24 protein-coding genes and 3 pseudogenes are annotated in these 20,521 nt (G+C 68.8%); 12 read left to right on the top strand and 15 right to left on the bottom strand.

Features of this window, described 5'->3' with window-relative positions; all coding sequences use genetic code 11:
- Nucleotides 1–41 precede the first annotated feature (41 nt).
- A complete protein-coding gene (locus OHB04_RS41200; RefSeq protein ID WP_326693221.1) occupies nucleotides 42–665 on the top strand; it encodes a helix-turn-helix domain-containing protein in 624 nt (207 codons plus the stop codon).
- The gene (locus OHB04_RS41195; RefSeq protein WP_326693222.1) at nucleotides 610–843 is read left to right on the top strand and encodes a MarR family transcriptional regulator; all 234 of its coding nucleotides are present in this window, start codon (nucleotides 610–612) and stop codon (nucleotides 841–843) included. The genes OHB04_RS41200 and OHB04_RS41195 overlap by 56 nt, the downstream gene beginning before the upstream one ends.
- Nucleotides 844–1,107: 264 nt before the next feature.
- On the opposite strand, the gene OHB04_RS41190 is transcribed toward OHB04_RS41195, so the two are convergent.
- Nucleotides 1,108–1,608 (bottom strand): MarR family winged helix-turn-helix transcriptional regulator, encoded by a 501-nt coding sequence (locus OHB04_RS41190; RefSeq protein ID WP_326693395.1) that lies wholly within the window; start codon nucleotides 1,606–1,608, stop codon nucleotides 1,108–1,110.
- 52 nt (nucleotides 1,609–1,660) lie between these two features.
- Between OHB04_RS41190 and OHB04_RS41185 the strand changes: the two genes are divergently transcribed.
- Both OHB04_RS41185 and OHB04_RS41180 read left to right on the top strand, forming a co-directional pair.
- Complete coding sequence (locus OHB04_RS41185) at nucleotides 1,661–2,563, top strand: alpha/beta fold hydrolase (RefSeq protein ID WP_326693223.1); 903 nt, start codon at nucleotides 1,661–1,663, stop codon at nucleotides 2,561–2,563.
- Between the two features lie 140 nt (nucleotides 2,564–2,703).
- A protein-coding gene (locus OHB04_RS41180; protein ID WP_326693224.1) for an IS3 family transposase occupies nucleotides 2,704–3,884 on the top strand; the annotation gives its coding sequence in 2 pieces (ribosomal slippage) (nucleotides 2,704–2,971 and nucleotides 2,971–3,884; 1,182 coding nt in all).
- Nucleotides 3,885–4,008: 124 nt separating this feature from the next.
- Here the strand turns inward: OHB04_RS41180 and OHB04_RS41175 are convergent.
- Nucleotides 4,009–4,212 carry a hypothetical protein gene (locus OHB04_RS41175; protein WP_326693225.1) on the bottom strand — a complete coding sequence of 68 codons (204 nt, stop codon included), beginning with the start codon at nucleotides 4,210–4,212 and terminating at the stop codon, nucleotides 4,009–4,011.
- Between the two features lie 60 nt (nucleotides 4,213–4,272).
- Here OHB04_RS41175 and OHB04_RS41170 point away from each other — a divergent pair, with 60 nt between their 5' ends.
- Complete coding sequence (locus OHB04_RS41170) at nucleotides 4,273–4,527, top strand: type II toxin-antitoxin system Phd/YefM family antitoxin (RefSeq protein ID WP_326693396.1); 255 nt, start codon at nucleotides 4,273–4,275, stop codon at nucleotides 4,525–4,527.
- A complete protein-coding gene (locus OHB04_RS41165) occupies nucleotides 4,524–4,775 on the top strand; it encodes a type II toxin-antitoxin system RelE family toxin (RefSeq protein WP_326693226.1) in 252 nt (83 codons plus the stop codon). The genes OHB04_RS41170 and OHB04_RS41165 overlap by 4 nt, the downstream gene beginning before the upstream one ends.
- 489 nt (nucleotides 4,776–5,264) lie before the next feature.
- Here the strand turns inward: OHB04_RS41165 and OHB04_RS41160 are convergent, their stop codons facing one another.
- The 6 genes from OHB04_RS41160 to OHB04_RS41130 form a co-directional block, all read right to left on the bottom strand.
- Nucleotides 5,265–5,669 (bottom strand): DUF6009 family protein, encoded by a 405-nt coding sequence (locus OHB04_RS41160; RefSeq protein ID WP_326693227.1) that lies wholly within the window; start codon nucleotides 5,667–5,669, stop codon nucleotides 5,265–5,267.
- A complete protein-coding gene (locus OHB04_RS41155) occupies nucleotides 5,666–7,177 on the bottom strand; it encodes a DNA primase family protein (RefSeq protein WP_326693228.1) in 1,512 nt (503 codons plus the stop codon). The genes OHB04_RS41160 and OHB04_RS41155 overlap by 4 nt, the downstream gene beginning before the upstream one ends.
- Nucleotides 7,174–8,223, bottom strand: coding sequence for a bifunctional DNA primase/polymerase (locus OHB04_RS41150; RefSeq protein ID WP_326693229.1), 1,050 nt, complete (start codon nucleotides 8,221–8,223; stop codon nucleotides 7,174–7,176). The genes OHB04_RS41155 and OHB04_RS41150 overlap by 4 nt, the downstream gene beginning before the upstream one ends.
- Before the next feature lie 1,140 nt (nucleotides 8,224–9,363).
- Nucleotides 9,364–9,792, bottom strand: coding sequence for a VOC family protein (locus tag OHB04_RS41140; RefSeq protein WP_326693230.1), 429 nt, complete (start codon nucleotides 9,790–9,792; stop codon nucleotides 9,364–9,366).
- 37 nt (nucleotides 9,793–9,829) lie between these two features.
- A complete protein-coding gene (locus OHB04_RS41135; protein WP_326693231.1) occupies nucleotides 9,830–10,330 on the bottom strand; it encodes a DUF2165 family protein in 501 nt (166 codons plus the stop codon).
- A 300-nt stretch (nucleotides 10,331–10,630) separates the two neighbouring features.
- Nucleotides 10,631–11,434, bottom strand: a complete 804-nt coding sequence (locus OHB04_RS41130) for a TetR/AcrR family transcriptional regulator (protein WP_326693232.1) — start codon at nucleotides 11,432–11,434, stop codon at nucleotides 10,631–10,633.
- Between OHB04_RS41130 and OHB04_RS41125 the strand changes: the two genes are divergently transcribed.
- Together OHB04_RS41125 and OHB04_RS41120 are read left to right on the top strand one after the other, a co-directional pair.
- Entirely contained in the window at nucleotides 11,327–11,659 is a 333-nt protein-coding gene (locus tag OHB04_RS41125) for a recombinase family protein (protein WP_326809671.1), read from the top strand. The genes OHB04_RS41130 and OHB04_RS41125 overlap by 108 nt on opposite strands.
- Complete coding sequence (locus OHB04_RS41120) at nucleotides 11,626–11,805, top strand: hypothetical protein (RefSeq protein WP_326693233.1); 180 nt, start codon at nucleotides 11,626–11,628, stop codon at nucleotides 11,803–11,805. Before OHB04_RS41125 ends, OHB04_RS41120 begins: the two co-directional genes overlap by 34 nt.
- Before the next feature lie 135 nt (nucleotides 11,806–11,940).
- Here the strand turns inward: OHB04_RS41120 and OHB04_RS42130 are convergent.
- The 4 genes and pseudogenes from OHB04_RS42130 to OHB04_RS41100 form a co-directional block, all read right to left on the bottom strand.
- Nucleotides 11,941–12,084: pseudogene (locus OHB04_RS42130) on the bottom strand (IS5-like element IS4811 family transposase); the annotation flags it as partial.
- Between the two features lie 27 nt (nucleotides 12,085–12,111).
- Nucleotides 12,112–12,405, bottom strand: coding sequence for a hypothetical protein (locus tag OHB04_RS41110; protein ID WP_326693234.1), 294 nt, complete (start codon nucleotides 12,403–12,405; stop codon nucleotides 12,112–12,114).
- Nucleotides 12,406–12,870: 465 nt separating this feature from the next.
- A complete protein-coding gene (locus OHB04_RS41105) occupies nucleotides 12,871–13,119 on the bottom strand; it encodes a hypothetical protein (protein WP_326693235.1) in 249 nt (82 codons plus the stop codon).
- A complete protein-coding gene (locus OHB04_RS41100) occupies nucleotides 13,116–13,421 on the bottom strand; it encodes a hypothetical protein (protein WP_326693236.1) in 306 nt (101 codons plus the stop codon). Before OHB04_RS41100 ends, OHB04_RS41105 begins: the two co-directional genes overlap by 4 nt.
- 534 nt (nucleotides 13,422–13,955) lie before the next feature.
- Between OHB04_RS41100 and OHB04_RS41095 the strand changes: the two genes are divergently transcribed.
- Together OHB04_RS41095 and OHB04_RS41090 are read left to right on the top strand one after the other, a co-directional pair.
- A complete protein-coding gene (locus OHB04_RS41095) occupies nucleotides 13,956–14,744 on the top strand; it encodes a HEAT repeat domain-containing protein (protein ID WP_326693237.1) in 789 nt (262 codons plus the stop codon).
- Nucleotides 14,738–15,510: pseudogene (locus OHB04_RS41090) on the top strand (MerR family transcriptional regulator); the annotation flags it as partial. The gene OHB04_RS41095 and the pseudogene OHB04_RS41090, both read left to right, overlap by 7 nt.
- On the opposite strand, the pseudogene OHB04_RS41085 reads toward OHB04_RS41090, so the two are convergent.
- From OHB04_RS41085 to OHB04_RS41075, 3 genes and pseudogenes are all read right to left on the bottom strand, one after another.
- Nucleotides 15,496–16,098: pseudogene (locus OHB04_RS41085) on the bottom strand (IS701 family transposase); the annotation flags it as partial. The pseudogenes OHB04_RS41090 and OHB04_RS41085 overlap by 15 nt on opposite strands.
- Nucleotides 16,099–16,240: 142 nt before the next feature.
- Nucleotides 16,241–16,963, bottom strand: coding sequence for an alpha/beta fold hydrolase (locus OHB04_RS41080; protein ID WP_326693238.1), 723 nt, complete (start codon nucleotides 16,961–16,963; stop codon nucleotides 16,241–16,243).
- Nucleotides 16,964–17,566: 603 nt separating this feature from the next.
- A complete protein-coding gene (locus OHB04_RS41075) occupies nucleotides 17,567–18,244 on the bottom strand; it encodes a GntR family transcriptional regulator (RefSeq protein WP_326693239.1) in 678 nt (225 codons plus the stop codon).
- 122 nt (nucleotides 18,245–18,366) lie between these two features.
- Between OHB04_RS41075 and OHB04_RS41070 the strand changes: the two genes are divergently transcribed.
- Together OHB04_RS41070 and OHB04_RS41065 are read left to right on the top strand one after the other, a co-directional pair.
- A complete protein-coding gene (locus OHB04_RS41070; RefSeq protein ID WP_326693240.1) occupies nucleotides 18,367–19,134 on the top strand; it encodes a sulfite exporter TauE/SafE family protein in 768 nt (255 codons plus the stop codon).
- On the top strand, nucleotides 19,124–20,518 hold the full coding sequence (locus tag OHB04_RS41065) for an amidohydrolase family protein (RefSeq protein ID WP_326693241.1): 1,395 nt from the start codon (nucleotides 19,124–19,126) through the stop codon (nucleotides 20,516–20,518). Before OHB04_RS41070 ends, OHB04_RS41065 begins: the two co-directional genes overlap by 11 nt.
- Nucleotides 20,519–20,521 lie beyond the last annotated feature (3 nt).

Below are 20,521 nucleotides of genomic sequence, written 5' to 3'. Positions count from 1 at the left end.
GGGAGAAGCTAGGGAACGAACGCCCAGGTCAGGGGTCGTAAGTGCCAGAGCACAGGCGCACAGGACGCAGCCGCGAGCTGGTCAATCGCGCGACCGGTGAAGTCCACGAGCTATGGGAGCCGGACGAGGAAGAGAAGCGCCGTTCCTACCAACTCGGCGGTCGGCACGGACAGTTCTCCTTCGCGCGCATCCTGGACATGCTGGCGAAGGACTCCGGGATCACCGGGGACGACTTCCGGATCTTCTGGTACTGCGCGATCATGACCTACGACAAGGGCGGTGCCACCGCGTCGGAGGCCGCGAAGTACCTGGGACTGACTCCACAGGCTGCAAGGAGAATGGCAAAGAAGCTGTGCGAGAACCGGATCTTCCTCGTAGAGGAAGTGATCGGCCGCACCAAGAAGTACAAGGCCAGTCCACACATCGTGTCCAGCCTCAGCGGCGCGGAGCAGTCCTCACTAGCCGCCGCCTATCACCTGCCGACTATGCCGGGCCGTTCCGGCGCAGCATCGAAGGGGCGACAGAATGCCACGCCAAAGCCCGTACCCGGAGCTCGACGCTCTGCAGGAGCGGACGAGCGAGCTGTCCCACCTCAAGCAGAATCTGCTGATGACGTACGCGATTCTGGGCGGCCTAGAACACGCCGTCGAGCGAACGGCGGCTGATCTGGCCGTACGCATAGGCGTTCCGAGGCCGCATTTCTCGCGCGCCCGTCGGGAGTTGGAGGCTGACGGCTGGCTGGAGCACGTCTACAGCGAGGGCCAGGTGCCGTTCTTCCGCCTCGGAGAGAAGGCCACCGGCCGGGAAGTCGTCGTACCACTGCACAGCCGACCGACCGCCTGAACCACCGGCCGGCCACGGAAACGGCGCCGCCCGTTCAGGGGTGGCGCCGTCGGTCAGGCAGGGGCAGAAGGCCAGCTCCGCCAAACGGGAGGGTTCACGGCCAGCTACCGACTGTTAGCATCCACCCGACCAAGCGGGGTGCTGACCGGAGCGGTTGTAAGAGGTCGCGCAGATAGGCGGTCGGCAGACGGGGACAGGCACGGTTCCGTGATCATGGAATTGTGACGCGCTGTGATCACCGGAGATCCCCTGCCTGCGCTGCCATCATGGCTGACCGAACCGCTGCGGGAACGGCTGTGGTGGTGGCATCCCGGCGGTGGCCGCGGGCGTCGACGCGTCGTAGCCGGGAGCGGCTGCTCGGAGGGCGGCGGTCAGGTAGCGGTGAACGATGTCCAGTTCGCCCGGGGTGAAGCCCTCGGCCGCCTCGACCAGGTTGGCGATGAGCGGGCCGAAGAAGGACCGACCCAGCTCCACGGCTTTCTGCTCCACCGTCAGCACGACGCGTCGTCGGTCGTTTTCATCGCACCTGCGGCGGACGAGCCCCAGGCGCTCCAGCCGGTCCAGCAGGGCAGTGGTGCCGGCCGAGTTGAGCCGCAGCGCCGCACCGAGTCGTCCCGGGGTGACGTCGGTACCCGCCCGATCGGCGTCAAGCAGATGGATGAGGGCCCGCAGATCGGTCGGGTGCAGACCGTTTCGCGCGGCGAACTCGGCGCCGCGCAGATCGAGTTCCACGGTCACTGCGCGCAGTAGATGGACCAGCCGCATCGCGGGGTTGATGTCATCACTCACCGGGCTACTATCTCGCCAAGCGAGATACTTGGTCAACGAGACGATTCCCCGGGGGTTCACCGTGTCCTCATCGCAAGAGTTCTTCGCGGCTTACGACGCACTGCTCGCCCGCTGGCCCACCGGTACCGCCGAGATCGACATTCCCACCCCGTACGGGACCACCCGTGTCCACGCCTACGGCCCCGCTGACGCCACTCCAGTCCTCCTTCTACACGGCGGCGGTTCCACCGGCGCGGTCTGGTTCGCCAATGCCTCAGCTCTTGGCACGCACCACCGGGTGCTGGCCGTCGACATCCTGGGCGATGCGGGACACAGCGTCCCCGGCGGGCGCCCGCTGCGCACAACCAGCGACCTGATGGCCTGGTTGGACGCGCTGCTCGACGGCCTCACCGTGTCCCGCACGCACCTGCTGGGCCACTCCTACGGCGGCTGGATCGCCCTGACCTATGCCCTGCACGCCGCGCGGCGGGTCGATCGGCTGGTACTGCTCGACCCGACCCAGTGCTTCGCCAACTTCCGCCCGGGTTTCCTGCTGCGCTCGCTGCCGATACTGCTCCGCCCGACGCGAGCCCGCGCACACGCCTACCTGGACCGCGAGACCGCAGGCACCGACACCGACCTGGGCTGGAAGCGGCTCTATGCCTTGGCGGTCTCGGGCTTCGCGAACCGGAAACTGGTCGTCGGCCGCCGCCCGGACCCCACGGCACTGAGCGTTCCGCTCCTGGTCCTTCTCGCCGGCCGCAGCGACGCCCATGACGCCGCCAAAGTCGCAGCCTGCGCCCGCAAAGCCGTACCGGACGCCCGGATCGAAATCCTCGCCGAACTCACCCACTTCGCTATGCCCACCGCCATGCCCACCCAGACGAACCACCGGATCACCGACTTCCTGGCAGACAACCAGGAGAAGCAAGCCGCCCCGGGCGCGGTTTGAAGGAAATAAAGCGGAGCGGACTGCGCTGAGGCCATTCAGCAGCTCGATCCACACTGGGGGCGAGGTACGTGGGGGCTTCACCCTTGATCGTGGACACCCTGATCATTGGATCGTGAAGATCCCAAGGACAGGAGTTCCCGTTGGGGACGTCGAAGTACTCGTCTGAGTTCCGGGCCGATGCCGTCGCGCTGTACCGGGCCACGCCCGGTGGCACCTACGCCTCGGTGGCCAAGGACCTGGGCGTCAATCACGAGACGCTCCGCACCTGGGTGCGGGACGCTGAGCAGGCCGCCCGGCCCGGCGCCGGCGAGGCCGGCGCGATCGAGAAGGAGAACCGGCAGCTGCGGGCGCGAGTGAAGGAACTCGAGCTCGAGCGGGAGATCCTGCGGAGGGCCGCGAAGTATTTTGCGGCGGAGACCAGCTGGTGAGCAGCCGCTTCCAGTTCGTTGACGATCATCGTGGCGCCTTCGGCGTCAAGCGGCTGTGCCGGATGCTGCGTCTCTCGCGGTCCGGGTTCTACCGGTGGCTGGCCGGCGCGGACGCGCGGGCCGAGCGGGTCCGGGCGGATGCCGACCTCGCCGAGCGGATCGCCGCCATCCACGTCGAGTCCGACGGGACTTACGGCGCCCCGCGGGTCGCCGCAGAGCTTCGCGACGCCGGAGTACAGGTCAACCACAAACGCGTAGCCCGGGTCATGCGTGCGCGGGGCATCGTCGGCTTCCACCTGCGCAAGAAATTCCGCACCACCATCCCCGAGCCGTCGGCGACACCGTTTCCCGACCTGCTGCGGCGCGACTTCACCGCGAAGACGCCGAACACGAGGTACGTGGGCGACATAACCTATCTCCCCGTCGGGAACGGCCAGTTCCTTTATCTGGCAACAGTGTTGGACCTGTGCTCTAAACGCCTGGCGGGCTGGTCGATCGCCGACCACATGCGCACCGGTCTGGTCACCGACGCACTCAAGGCCGCAGCGGCGGCGCGGGGCGCCGGCGGCCTGCGCGGAGCGATCTTCCACAGCGACAACGGGGCGCAATACTCCTCGAAGGAATTTGCCCAGGTCTGCACGGACCTCGGCGTGATCAGATCGCGTGGCGCGGTGGGCACCAGCGCGGACAACGCCGCCGCAGAGTCGTTCAACGCGACCATGAAACGCGAGACGCTCCAGGGAAGAAAACACTGGCCAGGAGCCCGCGCAGCCCGCCTCGCGGTCTTCCGATGGGCCACCCGCTACAACACCAGAAGGAGGCACTCCAGCATCGGTCAGATCAGCCCGAACTCCTTCGAACAACGATCAGTTACGCTGACCACCGCCGCATGACAACCGGTGTCCACGATCCCGGGTCAAGGCCCCCGGGCCACGTCCTCGTTGAGGACGTCATGCTCCCGCTCCTCGGGCGGCAGGGCCCGCAGGTGGTCGACGGCGGCGTCGAGGTAGCGGGTTGTCAGAGCACGGCGGCATTGAGGACCAGGCCGAGCGCCCCGAGTTGGTCCTCCTGCCCCGTCCTGGCCCGGCAGGTCGCGGAGGAGGGGCCGGTGGCGCTGTTCAACCAGTCGGTGCACTGGCTGCGCCGGAACCGGGTGCTGTTGCCCGGGGTGAGGCTGGGGTCTTGTCCGGCTTGTTCCGCTCCGGCTCCCGGATCCGTCACAAGCTGCCGGGTGTCGTGATCGATCTTGCCTACGGCAGCGTGAAGTGTAAGGTTCTGTACATGAGTGAGATGTTGCCGATCACTGAGGCGCGGGCCCGGTTCGGTTCGCTGGTGCGCCGTGCTTCCCACACGCGGGAGCGCATCACGATCACCGATCACGGCCAGCCCGCGGCTGTCCTGGTCAATCCGCAGGAGCTTGCCGACCTGGAGGATGCGCTCGCTGTGGCCGAATACCGCGCCCGGCAGGCGGCGGGCCAGACGGTCATGGTGCCGCATGACGAGGTGCGCGCCCGGCTCGGCCTGGAGCGCGGTTGACCTACACAATCGTCTGGGAGGAAGCGGCTCTCAACGCCGCCGCGCGCTTCCTCAAGGATGACGCCGATGGGCTGCGCCAGCTGATGGACGCGGTGGATCTCCTCGCCGGCCAGCCACGCCCGGAAGGCACCGTCGAATACGGTTCGCCTGACCTGCGCCGTATGTACGTAGGCCGCTACCGGGTGGTGTACGAGATCACCGACAGCACCGTCACCGTCGTCGTCATGCACCTCGGCCGGACCGGTTGACCCCCGCCGGGGCGTTCAGACCACAGCCGGGTGGTGCTGGACCGGGCCGGCCAGCGTCAGTGTGTGGTCTCCGTGCCGTCGGTCCGCTGGGCCGTGGTGTCAGGGGACGGTGGAAGGCCGGCCATGAAGCGGGCGGTCCAGATGTAGTGGGCGTGGTCGCTGATCTCGGACACCTCACGCAGGCGGCCGAGATCAGCGGCAAGCTGCTCCCGCTCGCCGCGGACGGCGTGGTGGAAGCGGACTTCATCACCGGCGGTCGGCCGAACCGGTCTGGGCGCGCCGGGGCAAGGCCGTAGTCGAGTGCGACGAGGGGGACGTCGTGGTCGTGAAGAGGGGCCCGCCACCGCCGACGGGCAGCCATCTCAGCGACTGAAGCGACTGAGGTTCGTACCCGGTGCAGAAATCAGGGTGCCGACCTCTGTTCCTCATCGGTTCCGGCGGGCAGCGACCGGAGCGACTCAAGCTCAGGACTGGCGCCGGCTCCGGGGGTCAGACGCGTGGCAGCTCTATGCCCATCTCGCGCATGGCGTCGGAGGCGGGGCCGCCCTCGGAGCGTTCGGTCTTGTAGCCCTTGACGGAGGGTTCCAGGGTGCGGGGGTCGATGGCTTCGGAGGGGGCTCCTGTGGCGTACAGGCCCTCGGGGTCCTGGTCGCGGTCGTGGGGGGCGAGCCAGAAGACGCGCCGCAGCCAGGTGCCGGAGGCCCGGGAGGGTTTGGCGTCTTTGGCAAGGGTTGCGTAACCGACAAGCCGGCCGTCGCGGTGGTAGGGGGGCTGTCGGCGGCGGGAGGAGACGCGATCGAGGGTCTGGCGGACGTAGTCGAGGTCCTCGGTGTCTTCGAGCCAGACGAGCGCTTCCTCGTGAGCGAGATCTTCGGGGTCGATGAGCGCGCTCACGGGGTCTCCTCGTCGGGGGTCTCGGCGATCAGGCCGATGCCGGGGTAGTACTTCTTCTGGTTCGAGGTGGCCATGTCCTTGGGGGAACGCATACCCAGTGTGTCGCGGACCCGTGCGGCGAAAGCTCGGCTGGATACGGGAGTTGCTCCTTCACTCTCGCACCAGCGGCAGTAGGCCAGGTAGAGGTGCTTTTGTTCGGCGCGGAGGCCCGGGGCAGTCTTGCAGGTCTCGGTGAGGAAGCGGCCCATGTGATCTTCGGTCTCGGCGTAGGCGGTGGTGGCCACCCGGACGAGTTCAGGACCGGTCAGGTCCTTCTCTCCGGCCAGGTAGCGGCGGGCGCCGTCGATGAGCCAGGCGAGGATGCCGGGGCCTTCCTCGCGGACGAGGATGTCGGCGAGATTGTCGATCTTGCGTTCGTCCGGGATGATCCGCTCGAAGGGGATCAGGCGCATGCGGCGCCAGAAGGCGTAGCCGCCGGTGCCGACCTCGGGGCGGTGGTTGCCCAGCAGGAAGAGCTTGTGGGTGGGGGTGAAGGAGAAGAAGTCCTGCCGCATACGGCGGGCCTTGAGCTGGTCGCCGCCGGTCAGCAGCTTGACCCGGGATTCGTCGAACCGGTCGCCGGCCTTGAGCTCGCTGCACACGATGACGCGGCGGCCGTGGAGTTCTGCCAGGTCGGTGGGGTGGCTCTCGAAGGTCTTGGCCATCAGGAAGCCGGGCGGGGCGGCGTCGGCGTAGTCGCCCATGAGTTTCACGATGACGTCCAGGAGGACGGACTTGCCGTTCTTGCCCTGGCCGTAGAGGAAGGCGAGGACCTGGGCGCCGACGTCGCCGGTGATGGAGTAGCCGAGCAGCAGGTGCAGGTAGCGGATCATCTGACGGCCTTCGGCGTCCTGCCCGAAGGTGTCGGCCAGGAACTGGTCCCAGCGGGGGGTGGGCATCTGCTCGGGCGGGGTCAGCGCGCTGCGGGAGTGGAAGTCGTGTTCAGGGTCGGGGCGCTGGAGGCTGCCGGTGGTCAGGTCGACGACGCCGCCGGGGGTGCACAGCTTGTAGGGGTCGGCATCCAGGAGGGAGGCGTCCAGGCGCATGCCTCGGGCGGCTCGGGCTTGTTGGAGGACGGCCTTGATGCCGGAGGTGGACATGGCGCGCTTGCGTTCGCGGCGCATCTCGGCGTTGGTGTAGGTGCCGGTGGGGTCGGTGGTGGCCAGTTCCTCGGCCATGTCGCCGGCCGCCCACACGACGCTCTCGTGCTCGTCGGGCTCCCAGCGGGCACCGGACCAGCGGTACCAGCCCAGGCCGTTGACGTGGCGGAAGTCGCGGGCGTAGAGGCGGGCGAAGGTCTTGGCCAGACCGCGGTCGGTCATCGAGTCGGGCAGCAGGCCGTGTTCGGTGGCCTGAAACGGGGGCCGCTCACGTGCCGGTGCGGTGGCGGGGGTCTGGGCGGGGAGCGGGGCGGGAGGCTGCTGGAGGATCTGGCGTGCCACGGCGGCCGGGTCGAATGCTGCGCTCACGTGCGGGCTCCCGGATACATGGGGCGCTGGGTGCCGGCGGCGAGTCCGGCGTGGATGATCTGGGCGGTGCGGGCGTGCTGGCCGGGGCGGGCGTAGTCGGCCGCGGCCTGGAGGGCTTCGCGGGCGGCGGCCTCGTCGAGCTGTCCGGCGGCGACGAGGCCGCCGGCGGTGTAGGCGGCGCGGTTGAGTTTCTCGGTGAAGCCCGTGTTCTGTGCTGCGGCGGCGCATTCGGCGACCTGGGCCAGGACGGTCTCCATGGCCTTGGCGGCGGCCTCCCGTCCTCCTCCGGCCCGGACGACCGCCGCGCGGGCGCGGGAGGCCACCGTGACGCGGGGGCGCGCTGGCGGGACTTGAGCGGTGTGGCCGGTGCGGGTGAGTTCGTCGGCGAGCCACCGGGGCAGGGTGGCTGGGGAGCGGGCGGTGCCGAGGCGGGTGTAGGTGCCGTCGGTGGTGCGGGTGCCAGGGGCGATGATGTAGCCGCCGTGGGCCCGGACGTCCACCTGCCAGCACAGGCTGCGCCCCGATCCGGTGCCGGAGCCGACGGAGGAGACGAAGCGCTGCGCGGCCTCGACCTGGTACCACACGTGCAGGCCCCCGGATGGGGTGCGCACGCGCAGCGTCGAGTTGTCTTCGGCCGGGTCCGGGGCGCCTCGCAGGGCGGCGAGCACGGCGAGGGTGTGGAAGCCGTCTTCCAGGCCGACCAGGTCGACGTGGTCGTGCACGGGGATCCCGGGCCACAGCCGGTCGCGGGCGGGCAGTGGTGCGGCGTGTGCGTCGATGTCCAGGACGACGATGCCTGCGGGGCCGCAGGAGACGCCGACGCCCGCCTCGGGGAGAGTTGACCACCATGTGTGGATGCGGGCCGGGTCCGTCGTGGCGCTGTGGAAGCCGTGACACCACCCGCCCTCGCACAGGCAGGCACAGTCGCCGGGCAGGTGGGATCCGCGGCGGCAGGCCGGGCAGTTGCGGACCGGACCTTTACGGCCGGGAGTGAGCGGATGCACCGGCCAGCCTGCCGCCGCGCACTGTTGCGCGGTGGTGAGCATGTCCTGCCTCGCGCTGCTGATGGCCGTCTTCCTTATGGACGTCGGGATTCTCGATCCGGTTCAGTCGCTTCGGTCGCTAGGAGAAGATCGCAGATCAAAGAGCATTCGTTTCTCCGTGCAGCGACTGAAGCGACTGAAGTTCAGAACCAGGCGGAGCCACCGTAGCGAACATGTTGAGACCGGGCGGGCGGCTGGGGGCGGCGTGGCGCTGCCAGCGCCGGGCATGCAGCGGTACCCGCGGGCGGGCGGCGGCTGGTGGCCGCTGAGTCGCTGCTTCAGTCGCTTGGAGAAACCGCTGGTCAGAGGTCATGCCGGGCGCGTAAAAGCGACTGAAGCGACTGGAGTTTGGGATTGTGACGACATTCGCAGGTGCGCGGGCGTGTCATAGACACCAGTCTTGAGTCGCTTCAGTCGCTGTTTTTCCTATACGTGCAGGTCACAGCAAGCGCACCGCGGCGACGTGCAGCGACTCAAACGCTCCTGCCCCAGCAGGAAGGGCTCTTCAGTCGCTCCAGCGATCTCTTCAGTCGCTCCAGCGACTCCGGCCACGCCCAGCGCCACGGGTAGTCGCGCACCGACCGAGCTCTGCGCCGAGCCTGCCCCGTTACAAACACCCCCCACGGGCGCCCCCGAGCCACAGCTCGGCGTGAGCCGTGTGTGCAGCGGGAGGAGCTCGGCTCGCTCAGCAGTCGGTGCCGGTAGACGTCGTAGTAGTAGTCGCGGTCGGTATACGACCGACGCGGCCGATGGCGCGGTCGGCCCCGCTTGCCGCGCACCGGACCAACCATGTCGACAAGCGGAATCAGCCGGGTGACGTCATGGGCGGTTCCACCGCCGGCGGCTGTCGGCCCCGATACTCGCCGAGGCCATACGCAGGACCGTGCGAGAGGACCAGTACGGCCGGCGGGCACGTCAGGTATCGGCGGTGGTCCGCAGCGAAGACGGCGCCTCCCACGTCGTAGCGGCGGTGGATCGGCTGGCGGGTCACAGCGGTTGAGGTGCCACCTCCCGGGCGGACACGCTCGTGGCGGGGCCGCCACCTGTGTCCTGCCCACCGGAGTGCACGAGTTCCGCCGGTCCGTCACGGACCCGTGGCGCCGCACACTGTCGCCCACCCCGACCGGGCTGCCCGTCGGTGTCTCAGATGCCCTCTGAGGGCACCAGCACGACACGCCAGCCGTCGGGGTCTTCGATGGTCACCGCGCCGTTCTCCTCCCAGTACGGGTTCTCCGCCTTCACGGGAGGGTGCCCCATGGCCGACAGCCGGTCCACCAGCACTCTCATGGCATCGAGGGCCGTGGTGTAGAAAACCAGCAGGTTGTCCTTTGTCGGCGCGGGGCATGGGCTGCCGTCCACGTGCTGGGTGAACTCCAGATGGTACGGCTTGCCAGGCAGGCCCAGCATGACCCCGTCGTAGCCGGCGTGCTCCTGGAAGCGGAAGAGCTCCGCCAGTCCCAGTCCATCGCGGTAGAACCGGGCGATCTCCTCGAGCCGATCGGTCGGCCGTGCGACGCGCACCTGCTGAACGTCGAGCCCGTGGGGCCAGTTGTCTTCATCGTGAGCGGTCATCAGTGATCTACCTCCGTAGAGTTGAGGAGCACGCATGTCAGATGTTGATGACGAGGACGCTGAGCAGCGACGCCTTGAGCAGATTCAGATGGGTCTGCTGAACGGGGCCCAGTTTGATCCAGTACGAAAACCACAAACCCCCGACGATCATGGCCAGCCACAGTCCGGTGAACGGCAGCATGCCGAGGTTGGCAGCGGCCATGGCGTCGCGCAGCGGTCCCGCGCTGTACCCGCCCAGCCCCGCGGCCATGAGCATCACCGCGGCCCTCCACAGCAGCACGGCGGTCACGGCCTGAACAAGCACAACCCCGTAGAGCGCCAGCCGGTGCACGGCCGGCGAGTCGACCGCCCGCCAGACGACCCCGCTTCCAAGACCGTCGGGATCCTCCTTGAGTTCCCGCATGGTCATCATCCGCACGATCGCACCAGAATTCGTGGCCTGGTCCGTGAGGTTGTTGAGGATGAAGAGAGTGAGATAAGCGGCCAGCCCGCCGACCAAGACGACCTTGGTCCAAACAAGGACATGCGTCGGGTCCATGGAGCACCCTCCATTCGAATACAGTACGTACTGTATCACAAATGGTGACGCTCGTCCGCCGGCCTCGCTTGAGGGCGGGTGAGAGCCGCCACGCGCGACGACACCACGGTGCGTGGCACCGGGCGGCGCGGTGTTAACGACGCTCTGACCGTAAGGCGGATCGGACCGCCGCTGTCTGAATCACAGGGCCCGCAAACCCTCGCCGCGGCGCCGGACACCGGTGGGGTCAGGGCGGCGGCTGCCCCGTCGCCGGCGTCGGGCTCCACCACGCGGTGACCGTGCGGGCCTCGCCCGCCACGGTCACCGCGTGGCGAGTGAAGCCAGCACGAGATCAACGCTCTGTTCGGCCAGCTTCCGGGTCACCGGCGCATGACCGAACAGTGCCCGGTAGTAGACGGGGGCAGCAAGCGCGTCCATGGTGAACTCCAGGTCGAAGTCGGAGCGGATCTCACCTTGCGCCGCCGCCCTCCGCAGGCGACGGGCTGTCGAGTCACGGCGGGCCTGAAAGACAGAGGCAAGGAAGTCCTCGCGCAGCCGTGCATGGTGGGCAAGATCCGCGACGAGCGCGGGCAGTACGTTGCCGACCACGGTTCCCTCGAACGAGTCGACGAGCGTGCTGATGCCCGTGATCAGGTCCGCACGCAGGTCACCGGTGTCAGGGGTGGGGTCGTGCCCCAAGGCGGAACCGACGGCTTCGGCGACCAGGTGTTGCTTGGACGGCCAGCGGCGGTAGATCGCGGGCCGGTGAACCCCGACGCGTTCGGCGACCTTGCTGAAGGACATCTCGGCATATCCGATTTCCGCCAGCAGCTCGAGGGTGGCCTGCAATGCGGCCGAGTCGATCTGCGGGTCCTTTCTCCTGCCGGCTGTGCGCGGGGCGTCGGCGGGTGGTGGGGAACTCCGAGTCACGAGCTGTGTTCCATTCGTCAGGTGGAGGCGGATGACAGGTCCCCAGTCTGCCTCCGCAGCCACCGCTTCCTGTCCGGGTTCCACCAGCTGCTCGACGAAGCGGCGGTCGGCGGCACCATCCGCGTCGCGGATGCCGCGCGACTGCTCGGCTCCGCCAAGGACGTCGTCCAGATCCGGGAAGTCGTCCAGCGGCACGGACTACGCCCGCACATCGCGACCGGCGCATGGTCCGGCTTCTACCTCGCGGCCGACGACCCGCAGACCAAGCTGTTCGTCACGATGCTCGCCGGGGTCCTGGAGTTCCACCGCGACGTGATCAGCGAGAGCACGAAGGAAGGGGCGTCGCTGCCGCCGAGGCCGCGGACCAGACGCTGGGGCGCCCGGCCGTGTCCGGCAAGGACCAGGCGGCCGACGTCGTAGCCGCGAACGCCAAGGGCGCCGCCGTGAAGGCGCTCGCCTGGTGGTACGACGTCGCGTCCAGGACCATTCGCAGGGTGCTCGATGCGGCCGGCGCCCGCAATTTTGGCGACGGACTGGAGGGACTCGACGGCGTGGCGCCTATGTAGGGAACCAGGGGCAGGCGCCCGAGCTTGAGCAGCCGCACGCGCCCGTGTCTGCCGTGCCGATCGCCGTCATGGTGAGAATGCGCCAGCCGTGTGCCACGCGGAGGACATCGTGGAGCCCCTTGAGGTCGAAGGCTCGGACTCTGAGTGCTGGATGAGCCGTTCGTAGTCGCGTTCGTGTCTGCGGGCATGCATGATCCAGGCGAGGGACCGCTCCACCACCCAACGGCGGGGGAGGATGATGAAGCTGGGGGTGTTTCTGGGCCGAGTGACGGTCTTGAGGGCCTTTCTGATATCGCGGCAGGGGTCTCAGTCTCCGCCGTCTCCTCCTCCGTGGCCAGCGTGGCTGCCCCCGTCGCTCGCGTGGGGCGAGTCGCTGCTGTGGGGGGAGGTGTGACCACTGTTGGCGAAGCCGAGCCGCCATCCTTGGATGAGAGCGAGCACCGCGAGCAGTGTCGCGAAGACGACGCCAGCGTATTCGCCCTTGAGGACAAGGATGGTTATGGCGATGCTGGCGACGGTTCCGATGATGGTGACCACTATGGCGCGTTCTGCGGCGGCGGGCTTGCCGTGTGGGTCGTGCCCGGAGTTGTCTGATCCCATCTGTGAATCACCCTTCTGACGGGACGCCGGGGCACAGGATCGGGGTGCCCACTGGTTGCGGTCGAGGCTTTGTCGTGCACCTCATGCACGAGGTTGCCGCACGCACCTCGGACAGATCCATCGGGTGCCGAGGATGCGCCGCATCTGGGCCTGTGGGTGGTCGGGGCATGTGGGTGTGGTGCTGCCGTCCACGGCCCGGCTGGCTGGCCGGTGGAGGTAGGGGGCGGCCCATTTGCGGCCGTCTTCTTTTCTCTCCCTCGCCGCCGTCCTCGTCTTCGGGTTCGGGAGCGGTGACGATCTCTTCCTCGAAAAGGTTGTAGCCGTTGTTTTCGCCATCTCCGCCCATGGAGCCTCCTCATGCGCCTGTGACTTGAGGTTCGCGCGGACGGTACTCACGGTGCACAGGTGTGGCCATAGACGAAGCCCCCGACCGCGACTGCGGTCGGGGGGCGCGTCTTGTCTGGTTTAGGCGACGACGTCGACGAGGGTGATGGTGCCGGCTGGGTCGCTGATGAGGAGGATGGTGATCGCGGCGGGGAGGGTGGCGGAGCGGACGCGGATGGGGCCGCCGGTGTCGAGGCCGTAGGGCTGGGTGGCCGCGTCGGGGTCGGCTTCCAGTTCGGGGATGAGGGTGAAGAATGCGAACTGGGCTTCGATGGGGAGTGCCGCGATGAGGTCGAGGGCATTCTGGTCGCGGGAGAATTGCCAGGTCACGCCGCGTTGTGCCCTTGATGTTGCCTCATCTGCTGCTCCCACTCGTTCCAGGCGTCCCTCGATTCGGGCGTCTCACGGTAGTCGGATGGGAGCTGTCCGTCATGCTGTTCGGCGTACTCGCGGAGCTGCTCGGCGCGGGTGCCAGCGGCCTGGATCTGCTCGACGAAGCGTTGCCAGCGTTCGAGGCGTGCGGGGAGCTGGTCGACGCTGGTGAAGGAGACGTCGCGCATGAAGGCGGCCCGCTGGTCGGGGTGCGGGAGGGCGTGGGCGATGGTGTCGATGGTCCACGGCTGGTTGCTCATGCCGCCTCCCGTCTTGATCAATTCATGATTCGTGAATCCCGATGAGACACGAGGTTAGCGCGGGCGGGGGGTGCGACGCATAGGTGTGGGCACATGCGTCAGCCTTCTGCCTTTGCGCTCCCTTCCGGCCGGGCGTAGAGCCATACCTGCACGGTGCCGTCTCCGGTCAGCTCAGGGTCGGTGGGTCCTCCCCCGCCGGTGGGCATGGCAAGGCTGTGGGCGGTGCGGACGGCGAGCTGCGGGTCGGCGGCTTCGATGCTGATGCGGGTGGGGTGCCGGGCTGGTCGGGGGCGTCATGCAGGTGGGTACCCCGCCGCGGGTCCGGTTGGTTCGTGGCGGGGCCGGGGTTCACTCGGTCTGGTCGGCCCGGTCGGCTTGCGCCGGCGGCACGGGCGGTGGCAACGACTGTGCAGGCGGTGCTGACCGCAGCGAGTTGGCGGGCCCGAGAGGTTCCAGTGACCAGCGGGTTTCCCGATTCGCCGGTCACGAACTTGACCTTGACACAGTGATAAGGCTTTCACTTGGGCGCAGGAGGTGGTCCCGATCAACACGACCAACATAACCCCGCAGAACACCCGTGTGACCAACGCCCTGGGCGCCAAGGACTCATCGGTCCGGCTTCAGACGGCTCTGGCGGTCGGCTCGAACCCCGACCGTGTGTTCCTGGAGACGCTCGTGGAGCGGTGCGCGGTCGAGCCGGACTTCTTCGTACGAGACATGCTGTCTTGGGCGCTGACCCGCCTCCCGGCGGAGGTCACCCTGCCCCGGATCCGCCAGGAGCTCGACGCCGAGCGTGCCCAAGCCCGCAGCCAGGCGCTGCACACGCTTTCCAAGATCGGCGACAAGAGCACGTGGGCCTGGGTCACCCGCGACATGCTGCGGGACGCCGACGACGAGGTCGCGCGGACCGCGTGGCGCGTCGCGGTCGTCCTCGTGCCCGAGGACGAGGAGAAGGACCTGGCCGACGAACTGGTTCTGCAACTCGGCCGTGGAGACCGCAATGTGCAGCTGAGCCTGAGCCGGGCCTTGGCCGACCTCGGTGACGTGATCAAGCCCGCTCTGGAGAGGGCCGCGGAGAGTTCCGACCCGGCGGTGGCCGCGCACGCCCGCGCCACCGAGCTGCTCCGGCAGAACCCGGAGACCGGTTTCGACGCGGCCCTAGACGAGGCGAAGCGTGTGGTCGCACTCGGCCCGGAACGAGCTGCTGCTGCCGCGGCTGCGTCAGCAGGCACCGAGACCTCAGAGACCGCCGAGTCCGCGGAGACGACCGGGCCGATGGAGGCCGCGAAGGCTGCAGAGGCCTCGGAGGGCCTGGATTGCTGATCGGCGATGTGGCCCGCCGCTCCGGGGTGAGCGCCCGGATGCTCCGGCACTACGATGCCCTGGGGCTGGTGCGGCCCACGGGCCGCACTGTCGGTGGCTACCGCGAGTACTCCGCCGAGGATGTCCGCAGGATCTTCCACGTGGAGAGCCTGCGGTCCCTCGGGCTCTCGCTCAAGCAGATCGGGTGCGCGCTGGAGGACCCGGCCTTTATGCCGTCCGCGTTGGTCAGCGACCTCATCCGGCGGACGGAGGACCGCCTGGCGTGGGAACAGGAGCTGCTCGAGCGGCTCCGTGCGATCGACGCGTCGGCGCCCACCGGCTGGCAGGGAGTGCTGCGCATCGTCGAACTCATGCGGGAACTCGGCTCGACCAGCCCGCGCGCAGACAGCGGGCCGTCCTGGCCCGGCCAAAGGACGTGTCGGTACTCGCCGAACTGCTGGCCGGGGCGGTCCTGACCGAATCCGACCCGCACGTCGCAGGCGCCCTGCGCTGGGCGCTCGCCCGATCGGGCGGCGACGGCTTGGCGACGCTGCACGTCGGCACGCACTCGGAGGACGCCGACATCCGGCGGCGCGCAGTGCTGGCGATCGCCGAGATGCCCGGGGCTCCGGGTGCTACCGCGGTGCTCGCGGACGCCCTCGGGGACCCGGACACGACGGTGCGCAGGCACGCTGCTCTGGCTCTGGGCAGGCAGGGCGTGGCCGCGGCCGTGCCCACACTCGTCAGCATGGTGGTGGAGGGCTCCAACGACGATGAGCTGGTCGATGCGCCAGCACCCGGCCAGGGACTTGACCTGCTGTGATTTCGGCACGGCGACGACGTAGCCGAGTCCGGATTCCTCGAGCATGCGGCGGAAGTTGCAGTCCTGACCGTAGAGTGCGTCCGCGGTCACCCACGCGATGGACAACGGCGAGGCCAGTGCCCGGGTGACCAGGTTCCGGCCCCGCGTCGAGGCATAAGCCGCGAACACCGCGACCTGGCAGTTTTCTGTGCGTCCTGCCGTGCCCGAGTACTGCCGTTGCACCCCGGCCGAAGTGCTGCCTTTCTTGAGGAAGCCCGTCTCGTCGATGATCAGGACACCGTCGGGCTCGCCGAGGCGTTCGGCCACGTATTCCTGCAGGTCGTCACGGATCTCGTCCGGATCCCACCGGGCCCGGTTCAGCAGGTGCTGCAGTCCGGCCGGCACGTCGTGGCCGACGTACTCGGCCAGTTGCCAGCCATTCTTCCTGCCGACAGGACCGAGCAGCCCGCGCACGTAGTCCCGCATCCGCCGCCGCAGGTCGACCCGGCCGAACCGGTGACCGACCCGCAACAGCACCTCCTCCAGCTCATGAGCCCAGATATCGGGCCGCACATCATCTCGCACGATCAGCACAACAGCGATCACATGCCGACGGTCACGAACTCCAGCCACATGACGCACAGTCAGCTCGCTACACTTGAAAACAAGCCTCCGACCAGCAGAAATAGCAAACTGCAACTGGAGTACTAACGGCTCAAACCTCGGTGGCGGTGATGAATCCGTGGGTGAGCTTGACGATATCGCCGGGACGGGCGAACCAGTCCAGGTGCCCTTGGCCGTCGAGTTCCACCAAGCGGCTGCCGCGGATGCAGGCATGCAGCAGACGGGACTGTTCGATCGGGGCTACCTGGTCTGCGCCGAGCCCGATTACGAGGGTCGGTGCCTGGATCTCCGGCAGCAGATCGGTCACATCGACCGTGGCGGCCAGATCGATCTGGCGGAGCGTGCCGGGCGGCCACTCGTCCTCCGATGAGGCGGCGATCCCCTCGTGGCCGAAGCTGTCCAGGACCGCTGGGCTGAAGCCCTGCAGCGCGGCGAACTGCTTGAACAACGCGAAGTCGGCGATGGCCAGGTCGCGCCAGAATGCGAAGTTGAGCCGGGCGCGAGGGCCGGTCATATCGGCGATGCCGCCAACGAGAATGAGTCGGCGTATCAGCTCGGGATGCGCGGCTGCGGTGGCCGCCGCAACGGCGGCGCCCATGGAGAAGCCGAACAGATCCACCGGCCCTGGTACCTCGGCGCGAGTGGCTGCCATGACCTGCTCGACGAGCAACTCGATGCTGAGGTCGCCGCCTTGGTCGGTGGTCCGGCCGCTGCCGCTGAGGTTGGGGCGCACCACGGTGCGGTCGGTGGTGAAGCTGTCGACGACGTTAGCAAAGACCTTCTCGGCATCTCCGCCCACGCCGTGGACGAGCACCAGGCCAGGGCCGTCTCCCGCCACCTCGTAGTGGACCGTGCTCAGGGGGGTGGACGTGACTGGCATGACAGACCTCCGGTGGACTCGTGCTGCCAGAGCCGTCGGGCCTGGCTGAGTGAAGCCTGGAAGTAAAAAGGTTCCCCGACCAGTCCACTGCTGTGGGTACGCAACGGTTGAGCAGCCAGGCCGAGCTAGTGCCCCTCCCGGCAAGCTTTGCCCTGTCGCGTCGTCCGGCACGCACGCTCGCGGCGTTGGCCAAAAGCCCGGCACACCGCAGTACCACCAGGGGCAGCAGCTCACCGGACACCCCGGCACGCAGCGCCGCTTCGCGTACGCGCCCGTCGCTGTGGCAGAGCGCCACCGCGGCGTCCGCGGGGCGCTCGGGGACGCTGTCCGGATCCGGTATCCAGTACCTGTCGCGGCGAACGGCCAGGTCATACGCCACCCACGCGTACGCGGGGGCGTGCGGCGAGGGCAGGCAAGGGGCAGGGCTGATCATGCGGGCAGTGTGGTGAGGAGCCGGCACCGCGCCGTGCTGCCCTGGCCCGCCCTGAACCCCGTGTCAGCCCAACTGGCCGTGTCATGGCGCGGTTTGCGAAGGGCTCACTGGCTGTGGGCAGCGCTGTAGACGCGCATCGCCGACAGGACGTGGTTCTCCGCGGCACGGCGGGCGGCTTCCTCGTCACCGGCGACAATGGCCCGGCAGATGTCCCGATGCTGATCGAGTACCGTCTGCGCCCACTCGCTGTCGGAGAGGTTCGAGACGGTCGAGACCGCGATGCGGTCCCACACCCGATGCAGCGCGTCCGTCAGGAAGGCGTTGCCGGGTGCTTGCCCGAAGCACCGGTGGAACGCGAGGTTGGCCTGGGCGGAATGCTTCGGGTCGCTCTCGGCCACTGCTCGCTCCACCTCCCCGGCGGCGTTTTCAATGGCTCGGATCTCCGCGGGCGCGATCCGCCCGTCGGTCTGCAGACGTGCTGTCTGGGCAGCCGCGAGCCCTTCCAGCGCGGCGCGCAGTTCGTAGATCTGCTCCACTTCCGCGCGAGAGAGCGTCGCCACCGCGACGCCCCGTGCCATCGGTACGACAAGGCCGTCCGCTTGCAGGCGGCCCAACGCCTCCCGGACCGGAGTCCGGCTGACACCGAGCTCCCGGGCCAGTGCCGCCTCCGTGAGTCGCTCCGACGGTGCGAACTCGCCGTTGGCGAAGGACCGGCGCAGCGCCAGATATACGGCGTGGGCGCTGCTCAGGGCATTGCTGGGAAGTGCGCCTATGGGTTCCACGGCCACAGCATACAGAGCACACATTGCACACAAAGCCCTGAGGCGGCCTGCGGAATCTTCCGTTGACATGCTTTGCATGCAATGCATACGTTGAATGCCGATGGAGAGGAGGGAGACAGCGGATGGACGCGCTCGCACTGTGGCAGTACCTGGGACTGGCCGTGGTCGGCCTGCTGGCCGGCGCGGTGAACGCCGTGGCCGGCGGCGGGTCGATGCTCTCCTTTCCCGCACTGGTGGTCATGGGCGTCCCGCCGGTCACCGCCAACGTCACGAACTCGGTCGCGGCGCTGCCCGGATACCTCGGCGGATCGGTCGGGTACCGGGCCGAGCTGACCGGCCAGGGCCGCCGGATCGGCCGGCTGGCGCCGGTCAGCCTGCTCGGCGCGACCGGCGGAGCGCTGGCCCTGCTCGCGGTGAGCGCGGAGGTGTTCCGCGCCGTGGTGCCCTGGCTGGTCCTCGTGTCCGCCGTGCTGCTCGCCGCCCAGCCCCGCATCGCTTCCTGGGCCGCGCGGCACGGCGCCAGGTCGAGCCGGAGAGGGCTGCTTCTCTCGCAGTTCCTGGTCGCTTTCTACGGCGGGTTCTTCGTCGCCGGGCTCGGCATCGTGATGCTGGCGGCCCTCGGGGTGTTCCTGGCCGATACGACTCACCGGCTCAACGCGCTCAAGGGCGTGCTCTCACTCCTCGTGGGCTCGGTGTCCGCTCTCGTCTTCGTCCTTTTCACCTCGGTGGCCTGGGGCCCAGCCATCGTCCTGGCGGCGACCGGGCTGCTGGGTGGCCGCCTCGGAGTGATGGCCGCGCGGCGTATCTCCCCCTCGGCGCTGCGCGGGGCGGTCGCCGCCTGGGGTCTTGGTATCGCTATAGCACTGGAGGTAAGCCGACATGTTTCCTGAGCCCGACCTGTCCGCCCGTGATCCCCTGGTGATCACCAACGTCACCGCCGTCACGATGGACCCGCGGTTGGGTGACCTCCAGCAAGCGACCGTGACCGTGGACGACGGCGTGATCACGGCGGTCTCCACCGATGTCCCGGTGCCCCACCCGCCGGGGGCCAGGGTGATCGACGGCAGCGGGCTCCTCGCGCTCCCCGGCTTCGTCGACACCCACTGGCACCTGTGGAACAGCCTCCTGCGCGGCTCGGTCGGCGAAGCACCCGGCCACGACTACTTCACCGTCAAGCGCGCGCTGGGCCCCCATCACGCTCTGGAGGACTTCTACTGGTCCGCCCGGTTCGCTCTCGCCGAGGCGGTGACCGCCGGAATCTCCACGGTGCACAACTGGGACCACAACGTCCGCTCCCCCGAGGACGCCGACGTCAACGTGCGCGCTCAGCTCGACGCGGGCATCCGCGGCCGTTTCTCCTACGGGCCTCGCGACTCGACTCCCCCCGAGGAGACGATGGACCTTGAGGACCTGCGGCGCTTCGCCGCACGCTGGCCCGACGAGCGTCGCGACGGCCTCCTCCACTTCGGTGCGGCGCTGCGTGGTCCGTACCGGACCACGCAGCCGGTCTGCAGGCGTGAGTGGGACACCGCCCGCGAACTGAATCTGCCGATCACCACGCACTGTGACCGCTGCCTGCGCGAAGAAGGCTGCCGCTCCTGCGAACTCGTCCGGCACGCCGACGGGGACCTGCTCGGCCCCGACGTGCAGGTCGTCCACGCCGTCCACGCCTCCGCCGCCGACATCGAAGTGCTGGCCTCCACCGGCACCAGCGTGTCGCTCAGCCCGATCACCGAGCTGCGGACGATGGGCTTCCCCCTGGTCAGCGAGCTGCTTGAGGCAGGCGTATCGGTCTCGTTCTCGACCGACACCCTGGCCATGCCGACCGCTCCCGACGTACTGGGGACGCTGCGCGCGGTGGAGGCCATCGAAATCGCCCGCACCGGCAGGCAGTCGGTCGCACCCCGTCAGCTTCTGCGGATGGCGACCCTGGACGGCGCGCGCCAGCTCGGCCTCGGTGACGTGACCGGCTCGATCACCCCGGGCAAGCGGGCCGACCTGCTGCTGCTCGACCTCGGCGCCGCCAACCTCCAGCCGGCGGGAGACCCGGCCGAAGACCTGGTCAGGCAGGGCCACGCCGGCAACATCAGCACGGTCGTCGTCGACGGCCGGGTGCTGCTCGACAACGGCCGGCTGACACAGCCCTCGGCCCGGAACGCGATCTCCGGCGCGAGCGGTCGCCACGACGCGCTCCTCGAACGAGCCCGCGCCGAAGGCGACGGCCTCAACCCCCGCGCTCCCTCAGCCTTCCCACAGCCTTTCTCAGCCGAATGACGG

It is taken from the genome of Streptomyces sp. NBC_01775, from assembly GCF_035917675.1.
Taxonomy (GTDB): Bacteria; Actinomycetota; Actinomycetes; order Streptomycetales; family Streptomycetaceae; genus Streptomyces.
Note: the sequence above shows the minus strand (reverse complement) of the source record. Positions and strands in the feature narration are given on the sequence as shown.